Genomic DNA, 23,352 nt, shown 5'->3' with positions numbered 1-23,352 from the left:
TATGCAACGCAACAAAAATGAAGGGAGAAGAAAAGATGCCATCTTTCGATATTGTTTCTGAAGTTGATTTGCAGGAAGCGCGTAACGGCGTAGAAAATGCTGTCCGTGAGGTTGAGTCACGTTTCGATTTTCGTGGCGTTGAGGCGACCATTGAACTGAACGACGCGAACAAGACGATCAAAGTCCTGAGCGAGTCTGATTTCCAGGTCAACCAGTTGCTGGATATCCTGCGCGCCAAGCTGCTCAAGCGCGGCATTGAAGGGACCTCACTCGATGTGCCGGAAGATTTTGTTCACAGCGGCAAAACCTGGTTTGTGGAAGCGAAGCTGAAGCAGGGGATTGAAAGCGCCGTGCAGAAGAAAATCGTGAAGCTTATCAAAGACAGTAAGCTCAAAGTGCAGGCGCAGATCCAGGGGGAAGAGATCCGCGTGACCGGAAAATCCCGTGATGACCTGCAATCCGTGATGGCGCTGGTGCGTGGCGGCGATCTCGGTCAGCCATTCCAGTTTAAAAACTTCCGCGATTAAGACAATCATGCCCGGCTAAACCGGGCATTTTTTCAGGCCTTCAGCGCCTGCTCTACCTCAAAGCGGTTAGTCACTTTGCTGTCAATTTTGACATACGCACTGCGCTCTTCCGGGACAATCAGCACTTCGCTCACGCCCTCTGTCGCTTCCAGACGCTGTTGTAACGCGTCACCGATTGCCACGTCATCGGGAATTTCTACCCGCAGGCTACTCACGTAACGCGGCTCTTTCATGGTGCTGGCCACAAACAGCCAGAGCATCGCCAGCAGCGCACCGGCGAGGAAAACGGTCTGGGAGTCAAACAGACCATCCACCCAGCCGCCGAGTGACCCGCCGATCGCCACGCCGAGAAACTGGCTGGTGGAGTAAATGCCCATCGCGGTGCCTTTGTATCCTGCCGGAGACTCTTTGCTGATAAGCGACGGCAGCAGGGCTTCCATCAGATTAAAGGCCAGGAAGAACAGTTGTACGCCCGCGATCAGCTCCCAGAAATGCGGGCCGGCGCCCCACAGCACAATCTCGGCAATCAGCAGTAACGCCACGCAGCCCACGAAGACGCGTTTCATTTTGCGCTTCACTTCGGCGTAAATAATGAAGGGCACAACGGAGACAAACGAGATCAGCATTGTGACCAGATAAATTTTCCAGTGCTCTGCCGCCGGAAAACCTGCTGAGGCCAGTTGACCGGGCAGGGCGACAAAGGTGGACATCAGCAGAATGTGCAGGCACATAATGCCGAAGTTCAGCTTAAGCAGGCGCGGCTCGGCGATGACTTTGCTGAAGCAGCCTTTGACCATCCCGGATTCACGGTTGAGGACGTGGTTTTTACTGTCAGGTACAACCCACAGCGTGAGTGCGATCCCGATGGTCGCCAGCACTGCAATCATCCAGAACAGGGCGTGCAGGCCGAGTGAATGGGTGATAACGGGCCCCAGCACCATGGCAATGGCAAACGTGACGCCAAAGCTGACGCCGATAAACGCCATGGCTTTGGTGCGGTTTTGCTCGCGGGTTAAGTCTGACAGCAGCGCCATCACGGCGGCGGCAATCGCCCCGGAACCTTGCAGGGCGCGCCCAAGAATAATTCCCCAGATGGAGTGGGAGAGGGCGGCGATGATGCTGCCGAGCACAAACACCAGCAGCCCGCCGACAATCAGCGGTTTGCGACCCACTCGGTCGGAGAGCAAGCCAAAGGGGATCTGGAATATTGCCTGCGCCAGGCCGTAGATACCGATCGCCAGACCGATCAGCGCTTCGCTGGCACCCTGTAACGCCATGCCATATGTGGTCAGAACGGGCAGGACCATAAACATGCCAAGCATCCGCAGCGAGAAAACAGTCCCTAAACCCCAGGTCGCACGCAGTTCGCCTGGCGTCATTTTATAATCGTTCATTACCACCTCAGTTCAAAAGCAGGCCATAGTGTAGTGCGGGGAAGGGGCGGGGTAAATAATCGGTTATTTAACAAATATTACATACGTTACTAATAGATTTCATGAATAAAAAAGGGGTGCCGAAGCACCCCTTTATGTCCTTGCTATAGCTTACCAGACGTAAGTCAGCAGGTTTTGTGAATCAGGCACCATGAAGTCTACGGACATCATCACGGACAGGGAGGTGATGGCGACAATCGAGAACACAAACAGCTTGCGTGCCCAGACCTTGTCATCTTCCACTTTGTAACCGCGCAGGGCCATACCGAGCCACCAGACGCTCACCGCAGCTGCTACCACCAGATATTTATATCCGGCGTAACCGCCCAGAGAGAGCATCAGCGTTGCCACGGCAAAAGCGATGATGTAGAGCGTGATGTGGTTCTTGGCAACCGAAATGCCTTTCACGACCGGCAGAACCGGAATGTTCGCCGCCTGATAATCCTTAAAGCGGAAAATCGCGATGGCGTAGGAGTGCGGCATCTGCCACAGGCTAAAGATAGCCAGCAGGATCAGCGCACCGCTGTCGAACTCGTTCGTGACGGCGCAATAGCCAATCACCGGCGGCGCAGCGCCGGAGAGAGAACCAATCAGCGTGCCGTAGACGGAGTGACGTTTCATATACAGGCTGTAGACGCCCACATACACCACGAACCCCATCACCCCCAGCCAGCAGGCCAGCGGGTTAGCACCAAACCACAGCAGCATAAAGCCAGCAATACCCAGCAAGGTGGCGTACACCAGCGAGACGGAAGGAGCAATCAGGCCTTTAACCAGCACCCGATTTTTGGTCCTTTCCATCTTCTTGTCGATATCCATGTCGATGTAGTTGTTAAATACACAACCGGACGCAACCACCAGTGACACACCGACCAGCGTGTAAATAAAGAGGGTGTAATCAATGCTGCCTTTAGAGGCCAGCAGGAACCCTCCGATTACGGAGATCAGGTTGCCAAAGATGATGCCTGGTTTCGTGACTTGCAGGTATTGCTTAAACATACTCGCCGCTCTTAGTGAACCATCATGTTGTAGTTAAGGTTCCACATAATCCAGATGGAACCGACTACCAGGATAGCGATGATAATCACGGTAAAGATAAAGGCCGTCATGTTCCAGCCTTCATCGGACTTGGTGTTCATGTGCAGGAAGCAAACCAGATGCACCAGAATCTGAATCACCGCGGTCACCAGGATTGCGCCCAGGATAACCGGCTTAGATGCAGAACCGTTCATCACCATCCAGAACGGGATCACCGTCAGAATGATCGACAGGATGAAACCTGTCATGTAGGTTTTTACGCTGCCGTGGGAAGCGCCATGATCGTTAGAATGACTCATTACATCGCCCCCATCAGATAGACAACAGAGAACACACAGATCCATACCACGTCCAGGAAGTGCCAGAACAGGCTCAGGCACATAATACGGGTACGGTTAGTACTGGTCAGGCCGCGACGGGAGATCTGGAACATCAGTACCGCCATCCAGATCAGACCCGAGGTCACGTGCAGACCGTGGGTGCCGACCAGCGCGAAGAACGCTGACAGGAAGCCGCTACGATCCGGGCCGAAACCTTCCATGATCAGGTGATGGAATTCATAGATTTCCATCCCGATAAAGCCAGCACCAAACAGCCAGGTCAACGCCAGCCAGGAGACAACCTGGCTCTTGTTGTTTTTGTACATGGCGATAGCCGCCATGCCGTAGGTGATGGAGCTGAATAACAGCAGTGCGGTTTCAACCAGTACGAACGGCAGCTCAAAGATGTCCTTACCGGTCGGGCCGCCCGCTGTGCCGTTCACCAGAACGGCATAGGTTGCGAACAGACAGCAGAACAGGATGCAGTCGCTCATCAGGTAGATCCAGAAACCGAAGACTTTCGTCGGTCCTGTATCATGGTGCGCATGTTCATGCGCGTGGGCAGTCGAGTGCGCCAGAGTATCAGTTGCCATTTTTCAGCCCCGCTTTAGAAATCTCGTCAAAATGCTGGTTTTCCAGCTTTTCAACTTCACGGACTGGTACGTAGTAGTCCACGTCCTCGTCAAAGCTCTTCACAATCCAGCTGATTACGATGCCAGCGAAGCCAACAATCGCCATCCACCAGATGTGCCAGATCATTGCGAAACCAAATACCGTTGCGAAGGCGGCAATGACGATGCCCGCACCGCTGTTTTTCGGCATATGGATCTCTTCGTAATGTTCAGGTTGCTTGTACGCTTCACCTTTTTCTTTCATTTCCCAGAATGCGTCACGCTCATGAATGTGCGGCACTACGGCAAAGTTATAGAACGGAGGTGGAGAAGAGGTAGACCACTCCAGCGTACGGCCACCCCACGGGTCACCGGTCAGGTCGCGGTTCAGGTTACGGTCACGGATAGACACGTAGTACTGAATCAGCTGGCACAGAATACCGCAGGCAATCAGCGCTGCGCCGCCCGCTGCAATCATCAGCATTGGGTGGAACTGCGGATCGATCTGCTGGCTCAGACGACGGGTCATACCCATGAAGCCCAGCACGTACAGCGGCATAAATGCTACGAAGAAGCCAATGATCCAGAACCAGAACGCGCGTTTACCCCATTTCTCGTTCAGCGTGAAGCCGAACGCTTTTGGCCACCAGTAGGTTACGCCAGCGAAGCAGCCGAAGACCACGCCACCGATGATAACGTTATGGAAGTGCGCAATCAGGAACAGACTGTTGTGCAGAACGAAGTCAGCACCAGGTACCGCCAGCAGTACCCCGGTCATCCCACCTACGGAGAAGGTCACGATGAAGCCGATGGTCCACAGCATGGCTGAGTGGAACACGATACGGCCCTGGTACATGGTGAACAGCCAGTTGAAGATCTTAACCCCGGTCGGGATCGCGATAATCATGGTGGTAATACCGAAGAAGGCGTTTACGTTGGCGCCCGCACCCATAGTGAAGAAGTGGTGCAGCCAGACGATGAACGACAGAACGGTAATACATACGGTTGCCCACACCAGAGAGGTGTAACCAAACAGACGTTTACGCGAGAAGGTTGCCGCGATTTCGGAGAACACACCGAACACCGGCAGAACCAGGATGTACACTTCCGGGTGACCCCAGGCCCAAATCAGGTTGATGTACATCATCATGTTGCCACCCATATCATTCGTGAAGAAATGGGTACCCAGATAGCGATCCAGGGTCAGCAGCGCGATGGTGACGGTCAGAATTGGGAACGACGCGATAATCAGGACGTTGGCGCACAGAGATGCCCAGGTAAATACTGGCATCTTGAACATCGTCATACCTGGTGCACGCATCTTCAGGATGGTCACGAAGAAGTTAATACCGGTCAGAGTGGTACCGACACCGGAGAGCTGAAGCGCCCAAATCCAGTAGTCAACGCCCACGCCCGGACTGTATTCAATTCCCGACAGCGGCGGGTAGGCCAGCCAGCCGGTCTGAGCAAATTCGCCCACACCCAGTGACAGGTTAACCAGGATAACGCCGACAACCGTGAACCAGAAGCTCAGGTTGTTGAGGAACGGGAACGCAACGTCGCGCGCGCCGATTTGCAGCGGAACGACCACGTTCATCAGACCGATTACCAGCGGCATCGCCACGAAGAAGATCATGATAACGCCGTGGGCGGTAAAGATCTGATCGTAGTGGTGCGGTGGCAGGAAGCCGGCTTCGCCCGCAGACGCAAGCGCCTGCTGGCTACGCATCATGATTGCATCCGCAAAGCCACGAATTAACATGACGATACCGACGATGCAGTACATGATACCGAGTTTTTTGTGGTCAACCGAAGTCAGCCACTCATTCCACAGGTAGCTCCACTTACCGAAGTAAGTGATCAGGCCAACTAAGGCCGCGCCACCAATGATAATTGCAGCCACCGTAACCATAATAATCGGTTCATGGTAGGGCACTGCATCCAGTGTCAATTTTCCGAACATTTTCTTCCTCGGCCCCTTAGTGAGCGGTTTCCGCGTGGCTCATGTCCATGCCTTCCATACCCTGGTGCGTGTTGTGCTCGCCTTCAGGCTGGGTCATGTCCATGCTCATGCCGTGATCCATAAATTTGCCAATAACATCTTTGAACAGATTCGGTTTCACGTTAGAGAAGTACTCCACCTTGTTGTATTCGCTAGGTGCAGCCACTTTTTCGAACGCCGCCATGTCAGACATGGTGTTGGTAGACTGCTTCGCTTTTGCAACCCACTGGTCGAAAGTCGCGCGGTCTGGCGTAGCGATAGCTTTGAACTTCATACCCGAGAAGCCCGGGCCACTATAGCTGGCGGAGATACCGTCGTAGGTGCCTGCTTCATTCGCGATCAGGTGCAGGTTAGTCTGCATACCGGCCATCGCGTAAATCTGGCTGCCCAGACGTGGGATGAAGAAGGAGTTCATTACGGAGTTGGAGGTCACTTTGAACTGAACCGGAGTGTTCGCCGGGAAGGCGATTTCATTCACGGTAGCAATGCCCTGTTCTGGATAGATGAAGAACCATTTCCAGTCCATGGAGACCACTTCAATGGTAATAGGTTTTTCATCGTGAACCAGCGGTTTGCTCGGCTCAAGTGCGTGAGTGGTTTTCCAGGTCAGTACAGCAAGGAACAGGATGATCAGAATAGGTACCGTCCAGACCACAGCTTCCACTTTATTGGAGTGTGACCAGTTAGGGCTATACTTCGCATCTTTATTGCTCGCACGATACTTCCAGGCGAAACCAACAGCCATCAAGATGGCAGGAATAACCACAATCAACATCAGGCCAAAAGCCGTCAGTATCAATGAACGTTGTTCCAGTCCAATCTGTCCTTTGGGGTCTAGTAGTGCAGAATCGCAGCCACTGAGTAATACAGTGCCTGCGAATAATGACAACCATCCCAAACTTTTATTGTATTTCCTGAGTCTCATTTAACGACCTCAATTCCACGGGAGTCTGGTGGCGTTTAAAGTGTGGGGGCATTTTACGGGAAGGTTACATTACTGTAAACATCATTAGCCCTGTGTCAGGAAGGTGTTACCGGGTTCTGCCGCACATGTCACAAGTGTTGCAAATTATGTCGCGTTTTCCGGGGGAAGCCGCACGGAGTGGGCGTTATAACGAAAGGGTGCCCCAGCATACCGCAAAAGGGACAATTGGTATAACCATTGCGGAAAATACACAAATAATTAACAATTAATTATCAATAAAAAGACAACTAAAAAACGAAAATTCAATCTTTCGAATGCTGAATCGTTTAACGGAAAATAGCGTAGCGAAATAAGCTCCAATAATTTCCGAATGCTATCCCGCACAAAACAACAAATATTTTTTTTGCCGATGGCGGTTATTTCGCCGTTATAATTTCGTGTCGTTATTACAACGGGAAATAACCTTTCGCTTTTTACTTCATGTCATCTGCGTTTTCCGCAGTGACATGAAATCCAGCATCCCACCGGTCAGGATACCCACGATGGCGAGAAACACGCCTGCATCAAGCAGCTGGGTTTCAAAAGGAAGCGACAAGGTGGTCGTCGCATTGATAATGAGTACCGCGAGCCACACTACCAGCGCAAGACAACCTGCCATCAGCAGACGCAGGGCAAACCGGTAGGCAGCCTGATATTCCGTGCGCGGCATGAAGTGTTCCGTCCGCTGGGTATATTCCAGCGTCTGGCGACAGACCAGCAACAATAAAATCCCCGGCACAGCCGCCACCACAGAGAAGAGATAAAATGTCGGCCAGCCGTGGGCTTCAACAAACCAGCCCGCGACGGGACCTACGTACACGCGCCCGACGGCAGAGAGCGCCGAGAGCAGCGCGAACTGCGTGGCGGAAAATGACTTATTGCACAGCGTCATCAGCAGGGCGACAAATGCCGCTGTGCCCATACCTCCGCACAGATTTTCAAAGAATACCGCCGTCGCCATGCTGATCATATGCTTGTCGGTGATCGACAGCAGCCAGTAACCGGCATTCGAAGCGCCCTGAAGGATGCCGAAGATCAGCAGAGCACGGAACAGCGACAGACGCTGCATCAATACGCCGCCGTACAGCGCGCCGACGATCGTGGCAAACAGCCCCAGGGTTTTGTTCACCACGCCGACCTCCCCCGCATCAAACCCGACGCCGCGGATCAGGAAGGTGGTGGTCAGACTCATGGCGAAAGCGTCGCCGAGCTTATAAAGGACAATCAGCAGCAGGATAAGCCAGGCATTATTGCGACCAAAGAAGTCGCGGAGCGGTGCGGCGACGGCCTGCTCCAGCGAGCGGGGAACCGGAATCACATCGCTCGGTTCAGGCGCGAATAGCGTGGCAATAATGCAGGGGATCAGCAGAGCGGCCATCAGCCAGTACATTCCCTGCCAGCCGAGATAGCGGTCGGCAAGCCAGAGGGCCAGCCCGCCGGAAACCAGCATACCCAGGCGGTAGCCAAGCACGCTGATTGCCGCACCGGCACCACGCTCTTCCGCTGGCAGGACGTCCGTCTTCCAGGCGTCAAAAACAATGTCCTGCGAAGCGGAGCAGAAGGCGATGACCACCGCAAGCGCGGCCATCCAGCGCAGCTGTGTTGACGGCTCAAGGAAACCCATTGCGGCAATGGCCAGCAACAGCAGCACCTGCGTCATCGCTAACCAACCGCGACGGCGCCCGAGGAACGGTGGGGTATAGCGATCCATCACCGGCGACCACAGGAACTTAAAGACGTAAGCCTGGCCGACGAGCGAGAAGAAACCAATGGTTTTAAGATCGATGTTCTCAACCGTCATCCACGCCTGTAACGTGCCGGAGGTGAGCGCAAGGGGCAAACCGGAGGCGAAACCAAGGATCAGCAGAATAGCTGATTTCGGTTGCTGGAAAATGCGTAAGTAGTGACTGGACATGTTCTTATGAACTGACCCGGTGAAGCACCGGGTCAGTCAGCAGGATTAACGGGCGTTCTGCTTGATGAAGTCGTGAATGCTGGTGTCCTGTGCCATGTCGGCAATGGTGTCAGTCAGCACGCTGTTAACCGCGTCAGCGATATTTTTGTTGGAGGCCTGGAATGCGCCTTCAACGGAATAGCTCGCACGGTAGTTTTTGTTCATTTTGTTGCCGTTCTTCGCGGTAGCGATGATGGCGATATCGGCTTTAGTCGCAATGTTGTAGCGAACGTTACCCTGGGAGACGTCAGCGTACAGGTTGTTCACGATGATTTGCAGATCAACCGCGCCGCTTGGGCCAATCATGTAGCCGCGGGAGGTCATCTGTTTCTCCAGCACTTCCTGCAACAGGAAGCGCAGGTCGCGGGAGGCGGTCAGCGTGACCTGCTGGTTGTCGCGAGTCACTTTCGCCAGCGCCTGGTCCTGACGCTGATCGGCGCCATTAATGCTGACCGTAACGCCCATCAGGCTTGGATCCTGCTGAGGCAGGGTAATTTTTGGTGAAACGTCAATGGTCGTCGGCGGAGTCGCGCAGCCGGCGAGCATAAAGAGTGCTACCAACGGAAAGAAGAGTTTTTTTAACATTTTCGGGTTCTCAACGAATCGTAAGCAAAAAGAGAAAAATTGCCGCCATCATAACATCGCTAACGGCCAGGGGAAGTGGTCAACGCATGTAAATTCATCGCCTTGTCCGAAAACTGACCACCTTTCCGCTTTTCTCTGCCTGTAAGTGACAAAACGTATGAACCACATAGTGAACTTCATTCGTTTGGGTGAGAAAATCAGACGAAAGCTAAATATTTGTTGTCAAGGCGTAATGGAACCGGTAAAAGCGGCTAATATTTAAAGGGATGGGTGACATCTTAGCGTTGTCGGAGGAGTGATTTCATGATGATACGTGAACAGATAGAAGAAAAATTAAGGGCAGCGTTCAACCCTGTGTTTCTCGAAGTTGTCGACGAAAGCTATCGTCATAACGTGCCGGCAGGTTCTGAAAGCCACTTTAAAGTGGTTCTGGTCAGCGATCGCTTCACGGGAGAACGTTTCCTGAACCGACACCGCTTGATCTACAGCACCTTGACGGAAGAACTCTCCACAACCGTACATGCGCTGGCGCTGCATACCTACACCATTAAGGAATGGGAAGGGCTACAGGATACGGTATTCGCATCACCGCCTTGTCGGGGTGCAGGCACCATCGCCTGATAAATCGGATTTGCAACCGCCGGAGTTTTTCCAGTATGTTGCTTACAGATTTCGTCAAGACGGCCTTCGGGCCGTTTTGTTTTGTCTGAGTTTTGAGCGGATGGCGCGTTTTTAAGGCTAAAAATAGCCTTAAAGTGTGAAAAAAGCCGCAGCAACATGCTCCAACCGTTCTCGACTCACCTAAGTGATGCCGCTATAATGCCGCGTCTTATTGAATGTCTTCGGGATGATTCTGGCGACAGGGAATGTGAATCTGCACATAAGAGAGCATCCCGGTATAACAGACAGATTCAGAGTTGACCGAGCACTGTGATTTTTTTGAGGTAACAAGATGCAAGTTTCAGTTGAAACCACTCAAGGCCTTGGCCGCCGTGTAACGATTACTATCGCTGCTGACAGCATCGAAACTGCTGTGAAAAGCGAGCTGGTCAACGTAGCAAAAAAAGTACGTATTGACGGCTTCCGCAAGGGCAAAGTACCAATGAATGTTGTTGCTCAGCGTTATGGCGCTTCCGTGCGTCAGGATGTGCTGGGTGAACTGATGAGCCGCAACTTTATCGACGCGATCATCAAAGAAAAAATCAATCCAGCCGGTGCGCCGAACTACGTTCCAGGCGAATACAAGCAGGGCGAAGACTTCACCTACTCCGTAGAGTTCGAAGTGTACCCGGAAGTTGAGCTGAAAGGTCTGGAATCTATCGAAGTTGAAAAACCGATCGTTTCCGTGACCGACGAAGACGTTGACGGCATGCTGGATACCCTGCGTAAGCAGCAGGCGAACTGGAAAGAGAAAGAAGGCGCTGTTGACGCAGAAGACCGCGTAACCATCGACTTCACCGGTTCTGTAGACGGCGAAGAGTTCGAAGGCGGTAAAGCGTCTGATTTCGTACTGGCGATGGGCCAGGGTCGTATGATCCCAGGCTTCGAAGACGGTATCAAAGGCCACAAAGCGGGCGAAGAGTTCACCATCGACGTGACCTTCCCTGAAGAATACCACGCTGAAAACCTGAAAGGTAAAGCAGCGAAGTTCGTTATCAACCTGAAGAAAGTGGAAAAGCGCGAACTGCCAGAACTGACTGAAGAATTCATCAAGCGTTTCGGCGTGGAAGACGGTTCTGTTGCGGGCCTGCGTACCGAAGTGCGTAAAAACATGGAGCGCGAGCTGAACGGCGCTGTACGTAACCGCGTGAAGTCTCAGGCGATTGAAGGTCTGGTGAAAGCGAACGACATCGACGTTCCTGCTGCCCTGATCGACAGCGAAATCGACGTTCTGCGCCGTCAGGCTGCACAGCGCTTCGGTGGCAACCAGCAGCAAGCGATGGAACTGCCACGCGAGCTGTTCGAAGAGCAAGCGAAACGTCGCGTTGTTGTTGGCCTGCTGCTGGGCGAAGTGATTCGTACCCACGAGCTGAAAGCTGACGAAGAGCGTGTGAAAGGCCTGATCGAAGAGATGGCTTCTGCATACGAAGATCCATCAGAAGTGATCGAGTTCTACGGTAAGAACAAAGAGCTGATGGACAACATGCGCAACGTCGCGCTGGAAGAGCAGGCTGTAGAAGCGGTACTGGCGAAAGCGAAAGTCACCGAAAAAGAGACCTCTTTCACCGAACTGATGAACCAGCAGGCGTAATTTCGCCCCAACGGTTTAAAGTTTGAACAAAAAACCCGTTGCCCTCCGGCGACGGGTTTTTTTTATCACAGCTTTAGTCCTGGAAGGGTGCTAAAACGCCCTTTCAGTGTTAGCGTTACAACAAAACGTTGTTATGCTTGAAATAGGGCATGGCGACCCCCATTAGTATGTAATCACGATGATTGAGACTGGCTGATAATCCGTCCATAAGGTTACAATCAGTACAGCAGGTGTTTTCAATTTTGAACCAGGAGACGGAAATGTCATACAGTGGCGAACGAGATAACTTTGCACCCCATATGGCGCTGGTGCCAATGGTTATTGAACAGACCTCACGCGGTGAGCGTTCTTTCGATATCTATTCCCGTCTGCTCAAGGAACGCGTTATCTTTCTGACCGGCCAGGTGGAAGACCATATGGCTAACCTGATCGTGGCGCAGATGCTGTTCCTGGAAGCGGAAAACCCGGAAAAAGACATTTACCTGTATATCAACTCGCCGGGCGGTGTGATTACGGCGGGCATGTCTATTTATGACACCATGCAATTCATCAAGCCGGATGTCAGCACCATCTGTATGGGGCAGGCGGCGTCCATGGGGGCTTTCCTGTTAACCGCAGGGGCGAAAGGTAAGCGTTTCTGCCTGCCTAACTCCCGCGTGATGATTCACCAGCCGCTGGGTGGTTACCAGGGCCAGGCGACGGATATTGAAATCCACGCCCGAGAAATTCTGAAAGTAAAAGCGCGCATGAATGAACTTATGGCGCAGCATACGGGTCAACCTCTCGAGCAGATCGAGCGCGATACCGAGCGCGATCGCTTCCTCTCTGCGCCAGAGGCAGTTGAGTACGGCTTAGTCGACTCCATTTTGACCCATCGTAATTGATGCCCGCGACGCGAGTGTGCCGCTATACTAATGTAGGGCGGCACGTTGCCTGTAAGCAGCTTGCGTCTGAGAATGGCATTTGCGTCGTCATGTGCGGCACATAGAACTTAAAAAGAGGTTTGGACTCATGACAGATAAACGCAAAGATGGTTCGGGCAAACTGCTGTACTGCTCTTTTTGCGGCAAAAGCCAGCATGAAGTGCGTAAACTGATTGCCGGGCCGTCCGTGTATATCTGCGACGAATGCGTCGATTTATGTAACGACATCATTCGCGAAGAGATTAAAGAAGTCGCGCCGCACCGTGAGCGCAGCGCGTTACCAACGCCACACGAGATTCGCCACCACCTGGACGACTATGTTATTGGTCAGGAGCAGGCGAAAAAAGTGCTGGCGGTGGCGGTATACAACCACTACAAACGTCTGCGTAACGGCGATACCAGCAATGGCGTAGAACTGGGCAAAAGTAACATTTTGCTGATCGGGCCTACCGGTTCCGGTAAAACCCTGCTGGCAGAAACGCTGGCGCGCCTGCTGGATGTTCCGTTCACTATGGCGGATGCCACCACCCTGACCGAAGCCGGTTATGTGGGTGAAGACGTTGAAAATATTATCCAGAAGCTGCTCCAGAAGTGCGATTACGACGTACAGAAAGCCCAGCGCGGGATCGTCTATATCGATGAGATCGACAAAATCTCTCGTAAATCAGACAACCCGTCCATCACCCGTGACGTCTCGGGCGAGGGCGTGCAGCAGGCGCTCCTGAAGCTGATTGAAGGTACGGTTGCGGCTGTTCCACCGCAGGGTGGGCGTAAACATCCGCAGCAGGAATTCTTGCAGGTTGATACCTCTAAGATCCTGTTTATCTGTGGTGGTGCGTTTGCAGGCCTGGATAAAGTGATCTCTCACCGTGTGGAAACCGGCTCCGGCATTGGTTTTGGCGCAACGGTGAAAGCCACGTCTGAAAAACCAAACGAAGGCCAGCTGCTGGCGCAGGTTGAGCCGGAAGATCTGATCAAATTCGGTTTGATTCCGGAATTTATCGGCCGTCTGCCGGTTGTGGCGACCCTGAACGAACTGAGCGAAGACGCGTTGATTCAGATCCTGAAAGAGCCGAAAAACGCGCTGACCAAGCAGTATCAGGCGCTGTTTAATCTGGAAGGCGTTGAGCTGGAATTCCGTGACGAAGCGTTGGACGCGATTGCCAAGAAAGCGATGGCGCGTAAAACCGGTGCCCGTGGCCTGCGTTCTATCGTGGAAGCAGCATTGCTCGACACGATGTACGATCTTCCTTCTATGGAAGACGTCGAAAAAGTCGTGATCGACGAGTCCGTCATTGGTGGCCAGACCAAGCCGTTACTGATTTACGGTAAACCGGAAGCGCAGCAGGCATCTGGCGAATAATTCACCATTTCATACAATCAGTTAATCAAAAAGGGGGGATTTTATCTCCCCTTTACTTTTTCCGTATTCATGGCGTTGAATGTATGGGAAACATCCCCATATACTGGATTACATGTTAATGGTTGTGTGAAGCACAGTTACATGACCAGTTTACCTGGCGGACACTAAACTAAGAGAGAGCTCTATGAATCCTGAGCGTTCTGAACGCATTGAAATCCCCGTATTGCCGTTGCGCGATGTGGTGGTTTATCCGCACATGGTCATACCCTTATTTGTAGGGCGGGAAAAATCTATCCGTTGCCTCGAAGCCGCCATGGATCATGATAAAAAAATCATGTTGGTCGCGCAGAAAGAAGCATCAACGGATGAGCCGGGTGTAAACGATCTTTTCACCGTCGGGACCGTGGCCTCTATTTTGCAGATGCTGAAGCTGCCAGACGGCACCGTGAAGGTGCTGGTGGAAGGCTTACAGCGTGCGCGTATTACCACTCTGTCAGACGATGGCGAGCACTTCTCTGCGAAGGCAGAGTACCTTGATTCACCGGAACTTGATGAGCGCGAGCAGGAAGTGCTGGTACGCACCGCGATCAGCCAGTTCGAAGGCTACATCAAGCTGAATAAGAAAATCCCACCTGAAGTGCTGACGTCGCTGAACAGCATCGACGATCCTGCACGTCTGGCGGATACCATCGCTGCGCATATGCCGCTGAAGCTGGCTGACAAACAGTCCGTGCTGGAAATGTCCGACGTTAACGAACGTCTGGAATACCTGATGGCGATGATGGAGTCTGAGATCGATCTGCTCCAGGTTGAGAAGCGCATTCGCAACCGCGTCAAAAAGCAGATGGAAAAATCTCAGCGTGAGTACTATCTGAACGAGCAAATGAAAGCCATTCAGAAAGAGCTCGGCGAGATGGACGATGCGCCGGATGAAAACGAAGCGCTGAAGCGTAAGATCGACGCGGCGAAGATGCCGAAAGAGGCGAAAGAGAAAGCCGAAGCTGAGTTGCAGAAGCTGAAAATGATGTCTCCGATGTCGGCGGAAGCGACCGTTGTACGCGGCTACATTGAGTGGATGGTGCAGGTTCCGTGGAATGCCCGCAGCAAGGTCAAAAAAGACCTGCGTCAGGCCCAGGAGATCCTGGATACCGACCACTACGGCCTGGAACGTGTGAAAGACCGCATTCTTGAGTACCTCGCGGTACAGAGCCGTGTGAACAAAATCAAAGGCCCAATCCTGTGCCTGGTAGGGCCTCCAGGGGTGGGTAAAACCTCTCTGGGCCAGTCCATCGCCAAAGCGACAGGGCGTAAGTACATCCGTATGGCGCTGGGCGGCGTGCGTGATGAAGCGGAAATCCGCGGTCACCGCCGTACCTACATCGGTTCCATGCCGGGCAAGCTTATCCAGAAAATGGCGAAAGTGGGCGTCAAAAACCCGCTGTTCCTGCTCGATGAGATCGACAAAATGTCTTCGGACATGCGTGGCGATCCGGCGTCGGCGTTACTGGAAGTGCTTGATCCAGAGCAGAACGTGGCGTTTAGCGATCACTACCTGGAAGTGGATTACGACCTGAGCGATGTGATGTTTGTGGCGACGTCGAACTCCATGAACATTCCGGCGCCGCTGCTGGACCGTATGGAAGTGATCCGTCTGTCAGGTTATACCGAAGACGAGAAGCTGAACATTGCCAAACAGCACCTGCTGCCGAAGCAGATTGAGCGTAACGCGCTGAAAGCCAACGAGCTGACCGTTGAGGACAGCGCCATTGTCGGCATTATTCGTTACTACACCCGTGAAGCGGGTGTGCGTAGCCTCGAACGTGAGATCTCTAAGCTGTGCCGTAAGGCGGTGAAACAGCTGCTGCTGGATAAGAGCCTGAAGCACATCGTGATTAACGGCGACAATCTGCATGCGTACCTGGGCGTTCAACGCTTCGACTACGGTCGCGCAGACAACGAAAACCGTGTTGGTCAGGTGACCGGTCTGGCATGGACGGAAGTGGGCGGCGATCTGCTGACCATCGAAACCGCCTGTGTTCCGGGCAAAGGCAAGCTGACCTACACCGGTTCGCTGGGTGAAGTGATGCAGGAGTCCATCCAGGCGGCGCTGACCGTGGTGCGCGCGCGTGCGGAAAAACTGGGTATCAACCCGGATTTCTACGAAAAACGCGACATTCACGTTCACGTTCCGGAAGGGGCGACGCCGAAAGATGGCCCAAGCGCGGGTATTGCCATGTGTACTGCGCTGGTTTCCTGCCTGACAGGTAATCCGGTTCGTGCTGATGTGGCCATGACCGGTGAAATTACGCTGCGTGGTCAGGTACTGCCTATCGGCGGGTTAAAAGAAAAACTGCTGGCGGCACACCGCGGTGGGATCAAAACCGTATTGATCCCTTACGAGAATAAACGCGATCTGGAAGAGATTCCGGACAACGTTATTGCCGATTTGCAGATCCATCCGGTGAAACGCATTGAGGAAGTTCTGACTCTCGCACTGCAAAATGAACCGTCCGGAATGCAGGTTGTAACCGCAAAATAGTGACCTCGCGCAAAGAGCGCCAATAAAAACAAGGCTGGTAAGTCATTTCGTACTTGCCAGCCTTTTTTTGTATAGCTAATTTAGATTGCTGATTGGGTTAGCCATCAACAACGGGTGTTGTAAGGTCATAGCAGGACTGATATAACTGCTGCGCGGTCGCGCTGTGAAGGATTCAGGTGCGATATAAATTATAAAGAGAGGAAGAGAACAGTGAATAAATCTCAACTGATTGACAAAATTGCTGCGGGTGCTGATATTTCTAAAGCGGCAGCTGGACGTGCTTTAGATGCTTTAATTGCTTCTGTTACTGAATCTCTGCAAGCTGGGGACGACGTTGCACTGGTAGGCTTCGGTACTTTTGCGGTTAAAGAGCGTGCAGCCCGTACTGGCCGCAACCCTCAGACCGGCAAAGAGATCACCATTGCTGCCGCTAAAGTGCCGGGTTTCCGTGCAGGTAAAGCGCTGAAAGACGCAGTAAACTGATTGCTTTCCCGCTCCAGGGAAGCTGAAAAGTACAAGGGCGCATCGTTTGATGTGCCTTTTTTGTTTGTCCAGACCTGATTTGTGCGAGTTTATGCGAGTTGTGGGCTGACAATTGCCCTGTTTTCTTGTCACAATACGCCTTTACGCGCGACGGTCAGGATTTTCCGTCAGCGTCAGGTAACCAGTCACCTACAGCGGAGTGTTGTTACACCATGATGGACAGCTTACGCACGGCTGCTAACAGTCTCGTGCTCAAGATTATTTTCGGTATCATTATCGTGTCGTTCATATTGACCGGTGTGAGTAGTTACCTCATCGGCGGTGGCGCGAACTACGCCGCAAAAGTGAATGGCCAGGAAATTAGCCGTGGGCAGTTCGAGAACGCTTTTGCTGGTGAACGTAACCGCATGCAGCAACAGCTGGGCGACCAATACTCTGAACTTGCAGCCAACGAAGGCTATATGAAAAACCTGCGTCAGCAGACGCTAAACCGCCTTATTGACGAGGCGCTGCTGGATCAGTACGCGAAAAGCCTGGGTCTGGGCATCAGCGATGAGCAGGTTAAAAAAGCCATCTTCTCGACGCAGGCTTTCCAGTCTAATGGGAAGTTCGACAACGCGCGTTACAACAGCATTGTTAACCAGATGGGTATGACGGCTGACCAGTACGCTCAGGCACTGCGTAACCAGTTGACCACGCAACAGCTAATCAACGCGGTGGTGGGCACCGATTTCATGCTGAAAGGCGAAACTGAAGAGCTGGCGGCACTGGTGGCGCAGCAACGCGTGGTGCGTGAAGCGACGATTGATGTCAACGCACTGGCAGCGAAACAGCAGGTTAGCGACGCTGAAGTTAATGCTTACTACGAGCAAAACAAGAACAACTTCATCTCTCCGGAACAGTTCCGCGTAAGCTATATCAAGCTGGATGCAGCTGCGATGCAGGAAAATGCGACTGACGCCGAGATCCAGTCTTATTACGACCAGCATCAGGATCAGTTCACTCAGCCGCAGCGTAACCGTTACAGCGTGATCCAGACCAAAACGGAAGCAGAAGCGAAAGCCGTGCTGGACGAGCTGAACAAAGGCGCTGATTTCGCCACCTTAGCGAAAGCAAAATCTACCGACATTATTTCTGCCAAAAACGGCGGTGATATGGGCTGGCTGGAAGAGTCAACTACCCCGGATGAGCTGAAAAATGCAGGCCTGAAAGAGAAAGGCCAACTGTCTGGTGTAATCAAATCCTCCGTCGGCTTCCTGGTGGCGCGTCTGGACGATGTTGTGGCGGCGAAAACCAAGCCGCTGACTGACGTTCGTGATGATATCGCTGCGAAAGTGAAGCAGGAGAAAGCGCTGGATGCCTTCTATGCTCTGCAACAGAAAGTGAGCGATGCCGCAAGCAACGACAACGAATCACTGGCGGGCGCTGAGCAGGCTGCTGGCGTGAAAGCGGTTGAGACGGGCTGGTTCAGCCACGAAAACCTGCCGGAAGAACTGAACTTCAAACCGGTTTCAGATGCCATTTTCAATGGTGGTCTGGTCGGTGAGAATGGTACGCCGGGCAGCAACTCAGATATCATTACCGTTGACGGTGATCGTGCGTTCGTACTGCGCGTCAGCGAGCACAAAGCCGAGGCAGTGAAGCCCCTGGCGGAAGTGAAAGATCAGGTGGTGGCGCTGGTGAAACACAACAAAGCGGCACAGCAGGCAAAACTGGATGCAGAGAAAATTCTGGCCGACCTGAAAGCCGGTAAGAACGATGCGCTGAAAGCGGCTGGCCTGAGCTTTGGCGAAGCAAAAACGCTGAGCCGTACCGGTCAGGATCCTGTCAGCCAGGCGGCGTTTGGTCTGAGCCTGCCGGCGAAAGACAAACCTGTCTTTGGCACCACGACCGATATGCAGGGTAACGTGGTGGTTCTGGCGCTGGATGAAGTGAAAGCCGGCACGCTGCCAGACGCGCAGAAGAAGGCCATGGTTCAGGGAATTACCCAGAACAATGCCCAGATTGCTTTCGAAGCGTTGATGAGCAACCTGCGTAAAGAAGCCAAAATCAAGCTGGGTGATGTGGTCACTCAGGAGCAATAATTACGTGTCTGCTCGCAGATTTTCGTAACGTTCTGCAAAAACTAAAGGCCGCTTTCGCGGCCTTTTCCATTTCTGCAATCTGCTGTTTGTCCCTGTTTTCCCGTGCGGCTATCGTGGCATGGCTGTCAACAAACAAGGAGAAAACAGCATGAAATGTGGAATCAAAGCACTGTTAATTACACTGGCTATTGCCACTTCCGGGATGAGTGCGGGCGCGCTGGCGGCGTCACCCTCGTCTAAAGCCCAGGCTGCACAAACTCAGGCCGATGCAACGTCACAAGGTCAGGTTAAAGCCAACGCGACGGCCAGCACGAAAGCCATTGAGGACGAGGGTACGCGGGTCAGTATTAATACTGCCTCTGCGGACGATCTTGCCCGCGTAATGAATGGCGTGGGCCTCAAAAAAGCGCAGGCCATCGTCAGCTATCGTGAAGAGTATGGTCCTTTCAAAACCCTTGACGATCTCAAGCAGGTGCCGGGTATGGGCAGCGCGCTGGTTGAGCGCAATCTCGCACACCTGACGCTGTAATCGCGTAATCACTTGCACTGCGGCAAAAATTTGCCAGGATAAAGAGGTCATACCAGTTATGACCTCTGAACCTATAACAACGAAAGGCTATTGCGCTATGCAGACACAAATCAAAGTCCGTGGTTATCACCTCGATGTTTACCAGCACGTCAATAACGCCCGCTACCTTGAATTTCTTGAAGAGGCGCGCTGGGACGGCCTGGAGAACAGCGAAAGCTTCCTGTGGCTAACCGCACACAACATCGCGTTTGTGGTCGTCAATATCAACATTAACTACCGCCGCCCGGCTGTGCTGGGGGATGTGCTCACCGTGACCAGTGAGGTTCAACAACTGAATGGCAAAAGTGGTGTATTGAGCCAGGTCGTTACGCTGGAGCCAGAAGGGCAGATTGTGGCCGATGCGCTGATCACCTTTGTCTGTATCGATCTCAAAACCCAGAAAGCGTTGCCGCTGGAAGGGGAGTTGCGCGAAAAGCTGGAGCTGATGATCGCGTAAATTTTTGTCTTTTATAAAAGACAAGAAGGGTTTTCAGGGATAAAATCATGAACAGGGACTACGTTGTTAAACGTTACCGAACCCGCGACGGAAAAATACCGTTTGAGGATTGGGTAGCAAAGTTGAGACGAAAGGATCCGGAGCTGGCGTTTCGGATCCTTCTGCGAATCGACCGCGCTGAGAAGGGGAATTTTGGCGATTACCGTTATCTCAGAGAGGGTGTCTGGGAGTTGAAGGTTGATAGTGGTCCCGGTTATCGAGTCTATTTTGCGGTCCAGCATCGGGAAATCTTATTGTTGCTGATCGGCGGTGACAAAAAGAGCCAGAAAGCGGATGTGATGCTGGCAATAGATTACTGGAAAGATCATCAAAAGGATAAACTCCATGAGCAAAAGTGAGCGAAAATTCTCAAGTACCGTCAGCCATGATGAAGCTGTAGTCAAAATGCTGCGCGAAAATCCTTCTTACGCGCAACTCTATCTGCAAATTGCACTGGATGAAATTTACGAGGACCAGGGGATCCCAGCCTATTTGATTGCCCTCAGACGCGTTATCGAAGCGCGCGGCGGTATTGGAGAGATTTCAGCCAAAGCGGGGCTTTCACGTCAGCAGCTATACCGTACCCTGTCCGAAAATGGTAACCCAACGCTGACTACACTGATGAAAATTACCCGTGCTGCCGGTGTAAAACTGTTCGACAGCACGGTCAGGTAGCCCTTATTTCAGCCCGGTCTTTTTCTGCATTGCGGCCATAACGCCCGCTTTATCCGCAAAATAATGATTCAGACCGTTCGCGCGCAGGTTACAGGCGGCACACTGCCCACAGCCGTCCCCTTTAATGCCGTTGTAGCAGGTCAGGGTCTCGTTGCGAACGACATCCAGCTTGCCCCAGTAGTCGGCCAGCGCCCAGGTTTCAGCCTTATCCAGCCACATCAGCGGCGTTTCGAAGCGGGTCTCTTTTGCCATTCCCAGATCGACGGCGTGATTGAGTGCTTTCACGAATTCATCCCGGCAGTCCGGGTAGCCAGAGAAGTCGGTCTCACACACGCCCGTGATCACCGCTTCGGCTTTCACCTGGTAGGCATAGATCGCCGTCAGGGTCAGGAAGAGAATGTTGCGGCCCGGTACGAAGGTGTTCGGAATGCCGCTGGCATCCGGTTCGTAATCAGGCACCGGAATGCTGTCGCGGGTGAGGCTGCTGACGGCCAGTTCATTTAACAGCGTCACGTCCAGCACTTTATGAGCGCGGGCGCCCAGTTTGAGAGCCAGTTCACGAGCGACATCGATTTCAGCGCGATGACGCTGACCATAATCAAAAGTGACGCAGTGCACTTCATCATACTGGTGAAGCGCCTGAATCAGGCAGGTGGTGGAATCTTGTCCTCCGCTGAACACGACGACGGCACGTTTCATAGATCATCTCGACAGTTACAGTAAAAGCGTCATGTTAACGCCTGGCTAAAGCGGCGACCAGCTTCTTCACGCGTTTGGTGGAGGAAGCCAGGCTTCGGTGAAGTGAAACCAGCCGCGAGTGTTAAGGCGTATGCCGTTGACGCCCGGAGGCGCGCTGATTTGATACTGGTAGTTAAAGAGCGGCGTCAGGACGGCTGTCTCCATTAACCGGCTGAATATAGCCTGAAGTCCTGCGTGTCGGTCACGCTCGTCGGCCTGCGACTGCACCGCATCCAGCGTGGCCTGCAAATGGGCGAATGCCGGTGCGCTCAGCAGATGCGGCCAGAGCGCATCGCAGCGGAGCCACTGCTCAAGCGTGTACGCCGGCGCTTCGCCAATCAGTCTGTCTCCCATCATGATGTCTGCATCGGCAAGCTGCTGGCACCCGTCCCACGTTTTGGCGTCGTGAAAGATGACGGTCAGTTCACAACCCTGCCGCGCAAGGTATGCTTTTAACTGGCTGGCCATGGTGTGAAGCTCAACCGGCAGGTGGTAGACCAGCGTCAATGCCTCTGGCAGCGCAACGTCGGTTAAATCAGGCCACTGGGGGATCGCCCAGCCGGGAAGCAGTTCCTCGGTAGGAGTGATGAGCCCTTCGTTCAGGGGAAGCGTGTGCAGCAGCGTTGAGAGATGAATGATATTAATCAGCCGCTTTGCCTGAAGTTCGCTTAGACGTGGACTCTGTTTCAGCGTGAGGTAGCAGAAGCCCAGACTGGTGCTGTTACTCACCAGCCGCAGGCTGGCCAGCTCGTCGGCCTCGCCAATGGCGATTTGCACCGGGTGGCGACAGCTGGTGCCCAGACTGTAGTCAAAAAGCTGGGGCGTGATCCAGTACTCGATAGCCTTAAGCAACGGATGGCCAAGATGATACTGCTCGTGGCTTTCCAGACGCACCAGTTCAGGCTCAAAAACGCTTAGCCGGAAGGGACCGCTGCCTACCACAGGGTAATCGGGATGCGCCAGACGGCTACAGTAGGTTGCCAGCCTGTGCGCCAGCCAGTAGTCAGGTTGATGGAGAATAAACGTCAGGCACTGCGGGTGCGTGGTTTCGATACGTAAGACGCTGCGGAACAGCGTGCCCATGCCGGGCTGCGATAACAGCGCCGTCAGGCTTTGCCGGAGCTGTGCCGTCTCTATTTTATCGCCGTTATGCCAGTGCAGGGTGGAGCGAATGTAGAAATGCCAGCGCAGGCCGTTAGCAGAGACTTCCCAGTGATGCGCCAGATCGCCCGTGGGTTCACTGCTGTTACCATTAAAACGCGTCAAACCAGAGAATACCTGTCCCGCCAGATGCTGCTCCGCCCGGCCAGGGAGAAACCCGGCTGAAGCGGCTCCAGCGAGCGATAGTAGGGAATACGCAGCGTCGGCGTATCGTTCTGCCACTGTCCGCCCATAAACGGATGCAGCAGCGATCGCAAATCTTCAGGCGCGAGCTGGGCCAGCTCCAGCGCGTTGTGCTGCTGTCCACTTTTCAGGGCCTCTTCCATCATCGTATTACGCAACGAATCCGGGGTGACGTGAAAGCGTAATTCCCCACGCTTACCTCGTCCGGAGCGGGCGTGCCAGCTTAGCCAGCCCGCCTCCTGCGCCTGGCGCAGCAGGGTGCGAACATGTCGCTCGCTGCAAAAGCAGCGGCTGGCAAGTTCACTGATGGTCACCTGCTGCGGTGCGCCGGCAGACGGGTGCCACAGACGCTGATACTGGTTAAGACGGTTAAGCTGGCGCATGAAAAACCCGGAACAATAATTATCATCTATTCACTATTACTTCCGTATATCCCACGTAATACTGATGCACA

General features: G+C 53.3%; 21 protein-coding genes and 1 pseudogene. 12 read left to right on the top strand and 10 right to left on the bottom strand.

Features of this window, described 5'->3' with window-relative positions; genetic code table 11:
* The first annotated feature begins 35 nt into the window (after positions 1 to 35).
* Positions 36 to 527, top strand: coding sequence for a YajQ family cyclic di-GMP-binding protein (locus tag ACOTX4_RS06100; RefSeq protein ID WP_017383179.1), 492 nt, complete (start codon positions 36 to 38; stop codon positions 525 to 527).
* A gap of 32 nt (positions 528 to 559) precedes the next feature.
* On the opposite strand, the gene ACOTX4_RS06095 is transcribed toward ACOTX4_RS06100, so the two are convergent.
* The 8 genes from ACOTX4_RS06095 to ACOTX4_RS06060 all read right to left on the bottom strand — a co-directional run bounded on the left by ACOTX4_RS06095 (position 560) and on the right by ACOTX4_RS06060 (position 9,434).
* Positions 560 to 1,921 (bottom strand): MFS transporter, encoded by a 1,362-nt coding sequence (locus tag ACOTX4_RS06095; protein ID WP_022650465.1) that lies wholly within the window; start codon positions 1,919 to 1,921, stop codon positions 560 to 562.
* A gap of 150 nt (positions 1,922 to 2,071) precedes the next feature.
* Positions 2,072 to 2,959 carry a heme o synthase gene (gene cyoE / locus ACOTX4_RS06090; RefSeq protein ID WP_003859062.1) on the bottom strand — a complete coding sequence of 296 codons (888 nt, stop codon included), beginning with the start codon at positions 2,957 to 2,959 and terminating at the stop codon, positions 2,072 to 2,074.
* Between the two features lie 11 nt (positions 2,960 to 2,970).
* Positions 2,971 to 3,297, bottom strand: a complete 327-nt coding sequence (locus ACOTX4_RS06085) for a cytochrome o ubiquinol oxidase subunit IV (protein WP_006809888.1) — start codon at positions 3,295 to 3,297, stop codon at positions 2,971 to 2,973.
* Positions 3,297 to 3,911, bottom strand: coding sequence for a cytochrome o ubiquinol oxidase subunit III (locus ACOTX4_RS06080; protein WP_003859057.1), 615 nt, complete (start codon positions 3,909 to 3,911; stop codon positions 3,297 to 3,299). Before ACOTX4_RS06080 ends, ACOTX4_RS06085 begins: the two co-directional genes overlap by 1 nt.
* The gene (gene cyoB / locus ACOTX4_RS06075; protein WP_022650473.1) at positions 3,901 to 5,892 is read right to left on the bottom strand and encodes a cytochrome o ubiquinol oxidase subunit I; all 1,992 of its coding nucleotides are present in this window, start codon (positions 5,890 to 5,892) and stop codon (positions 3,901 to 3,903) included. The genes ACOTX4_RS06080 and cyoB overlap by 11 nt, the downstream gene beginning before the upstream one ends.
* A gap of 16 nt (positions 5,893 to 5,908) precedes the next feature.
* The gene (gene cyoA, locus ACOTX4_RS06070; RefSeq protein ID WP_003859054.1) at positions 5,909 to 6,856 is read right to left on the bottom strand and encodes a cytochrome o ubiquinol oxidase subunit II; all 948 of its coding nucleotides are present in this window, start codon (positions 6,854 to 6,856) and stop codon (positions 5,909 to 5,911) included.
* 478 nt (positions 6,857 to 7,334) lie between these two features.
* Positions 7,335 to 8,810, bottom strand: coding sequence for a muropeptide MFS transporter AmpG (gene ampG, locus ACOTX4_RS06065; protein ID WP_023315521.1), 1,476 nt, complete (start codon positions 8,808 to 8,810; stop codon positions 7,335 to 7,337).
* 45 nt (positions 8,811 to 8,855) lie between these two features.
* Positions 8,856 to 9,434 carry a lipoprotein gene (locus tag ACOTX4_RS06060; RefSeq protein WP_003859052.1) on the bottom strand — a complete coding sequence of 193 codons (579 nt, stop codon included), beginning with the start codon at positions 9,432 to 9,434 and terminating at the stop codon, positions 8,856 to 8,858.
* 303 nt (positions 9,435 to 9,737) lie between these two features.
* Between ACOTX4_RS06060 and bolA the strand changes: the two genes are divergently transcribed.
* The 11 genes from bolA to ACOTX4_RS06005 all read left to right on the top strand — a co-directional run bounded on the left by bolA (position 9,738) and on the right by ACOTX4_RS06005 (position 20,816).
* On the top strand, positions 9,738 to 10,055 hold the full coding sequence (bolA, locus tag ACOTX4_RS06055; RefSeq protein ID WP_003859051.1) for a transcriptional regulator BolA: 318 nt from the start codon (positions 9,738 to 9,740) through the stop codon (positions 10,053 to 10,055).
* 331 nt (positions 10,056 to 10,386) lie between these two features.
* A complete protein-coding gene (gene tig / locus ACOTX4_RS06050) occupies positions 10,387 to 11,685 on the top strand; it encodes a trigger factor (protein ID WP_063938050.1) in 1,299 nt (432 codons plus the stop codon).
* Positions 11,686 to 11,945: 260 nt separating this feature from the next.
* Positions 11,946 to 12,569, top strand: a complete 624-nt coding sequence (clpP, locus tag ACOTX4_RS06045) for an ATP-dependent Clp endopeptidase proteolytic subunit ClpP (RefSeq protein WP_006809880.1) — start codon at positions 11,946 to 11,948, stop codon at positions 12,567 to 12,569.
* Between the two features lie 127 nt (positions 12,570 to 12,696).
* Complete coding sequence (gene clpX / locus ACOTX4_RS06040) at positions 12,697 to 13,971, top strand: ATP-dependent protease ATP-binding subunit ClpX (protein WP_006809879.1); 1,275 nt, start codon at positions 12,697 to 12,699, stop codon at positions 13,969 to 13,971.
* 184 nt (positions 13,972 to 14,155) lie between these two features.
* On the top strand, positions 14,156 to 16,510 hold the full coding sequence (lon, locus tag ACOTX4_RS06035; RefSeq protein ID WP_006809878.1) for an endopeptidase La: 2,355 nt from the start codon (positions 14,156 to 14,158) through the stop codon (positions 16,508 to 16,510).
* Between the two features lie 210 nt (positions 16,511 to 16,720).
* A complete protein-coding gene (gene hupB, locus ACOTX4_RS06030) occupies positions 16,721 to 16,993 on the top strand; it encodes a nucleoid-associated protein HU-beta (protein WP_002444653.1) in 273 nt (90 codons plus the stop codon).
* A gap of 212 nt (positions 16,994 to 17,205) precedes the next feature.
* On the top strand, positions 17,206 to 19,077 hold the full coding sequence (ppiD, locus tag ACOTX4_RS06025; RefSeq protein WP_032657391.1) for a peptidylprolyl isomerase: 1,872 nt from the start codon (positions 17,206 to 17,208) through the stop codon (positions 19,075 to 19,077).
* 148 nt (positions 19,078 to 19,225) lie between these two features.
* A complete protein-coding gene (locus ACOTX4_RS06020) occupies positions 19,226 to 19,606 on the top strand; it encodes a helix-hairpin-helix domain-containing protein (RefSeq protein ID WP_003859045.1) in 381 nt (126 codons plus the stop codon).
* Between the two features lie 97 nt (positions 19,607 to 19,703).
* Positions 19,704 to 20,102 carry a YbgC/FadM family acyl-CoA thioesterase gene (locus ACOTX4_RS06015; protein ID WP_003859042.1) on the top strand — a complete coding sequence of 133 codons (399 nt, stop codon included), beginning with the start codon at positions 19,704 to 19,706 and terminating at the stop codon, positions 20,100 to 20,102.
* Positions 20,103 to 20,149: 47 nt separating this feature from the next.
* On the top strand, positions 20,150 to 20,500 hold the full coding sequence (locus ACOTX4_RS06010) for a type II toxin-antitoxin system RelE/ParE family toxin (RefSeq protein WP_023324235.1): 351 nt from the start codon (positions 20,150 to 20,152) through the stop codon (positions 20,498 to 20,500).
* Entirely contained in the window at positions 20,487 to 20,816 is a 330-nt protein-coding gene (locus ACOTX4_RS06005) for a DNA-binding protein (protein WP_022650480.1), read from the top strand. The genes ACOTX4_RS06010 and ACOTX4_RS06005 overlap by 14 nt, the downstream gene beginning before the upstream one ends.
* Before the next feature lie 3 nt (positions 20,817 to 20,819).
* Here ACOTX4_RS06005 and queC read toward each other — a convergent pair whose 3' ends face one another.
* Both queC and ACOTX4_RS05995 read right to left on the bottom strand, forming a co-directional pair.
* Entirely contained in the window at positions 20,820 to 21,515 is a 696-nt protein-coding gene (queC, locus tag ACOTX4_RS06000) for a 7-cyano-7-deazaguanine synthase QueC (RefSeq protein ID WP_015571271.1), read from the bottom strand.
* Between the two features lie 66 nt (positions 21,516 to 21,581).
* Positions 21,582 to 23,281, bottom strand: a pseudogene (locus tag ACOTX4_RS05995) (SgrR family transcriptional regulator).
* Positions 23,282 to 23,352 lie beyond the last annotated feature (71 nt).

Origin of the sequence: Enterobacter cloacae complex sp. IR5459 (assembly GCF_049238005.1) — a bacterium.
GTDB lineage: Bacteria > Pseudomonadota > Gammaproteobacteria > Enterobacterales > Enterobacteriaceae > Enterobacter > Enterobacter hormaechei_C.
Note: the sequence above shows the minus strand (reverse complement) of the source record. Positions and strands in the feature narration are given on the sequence as shown.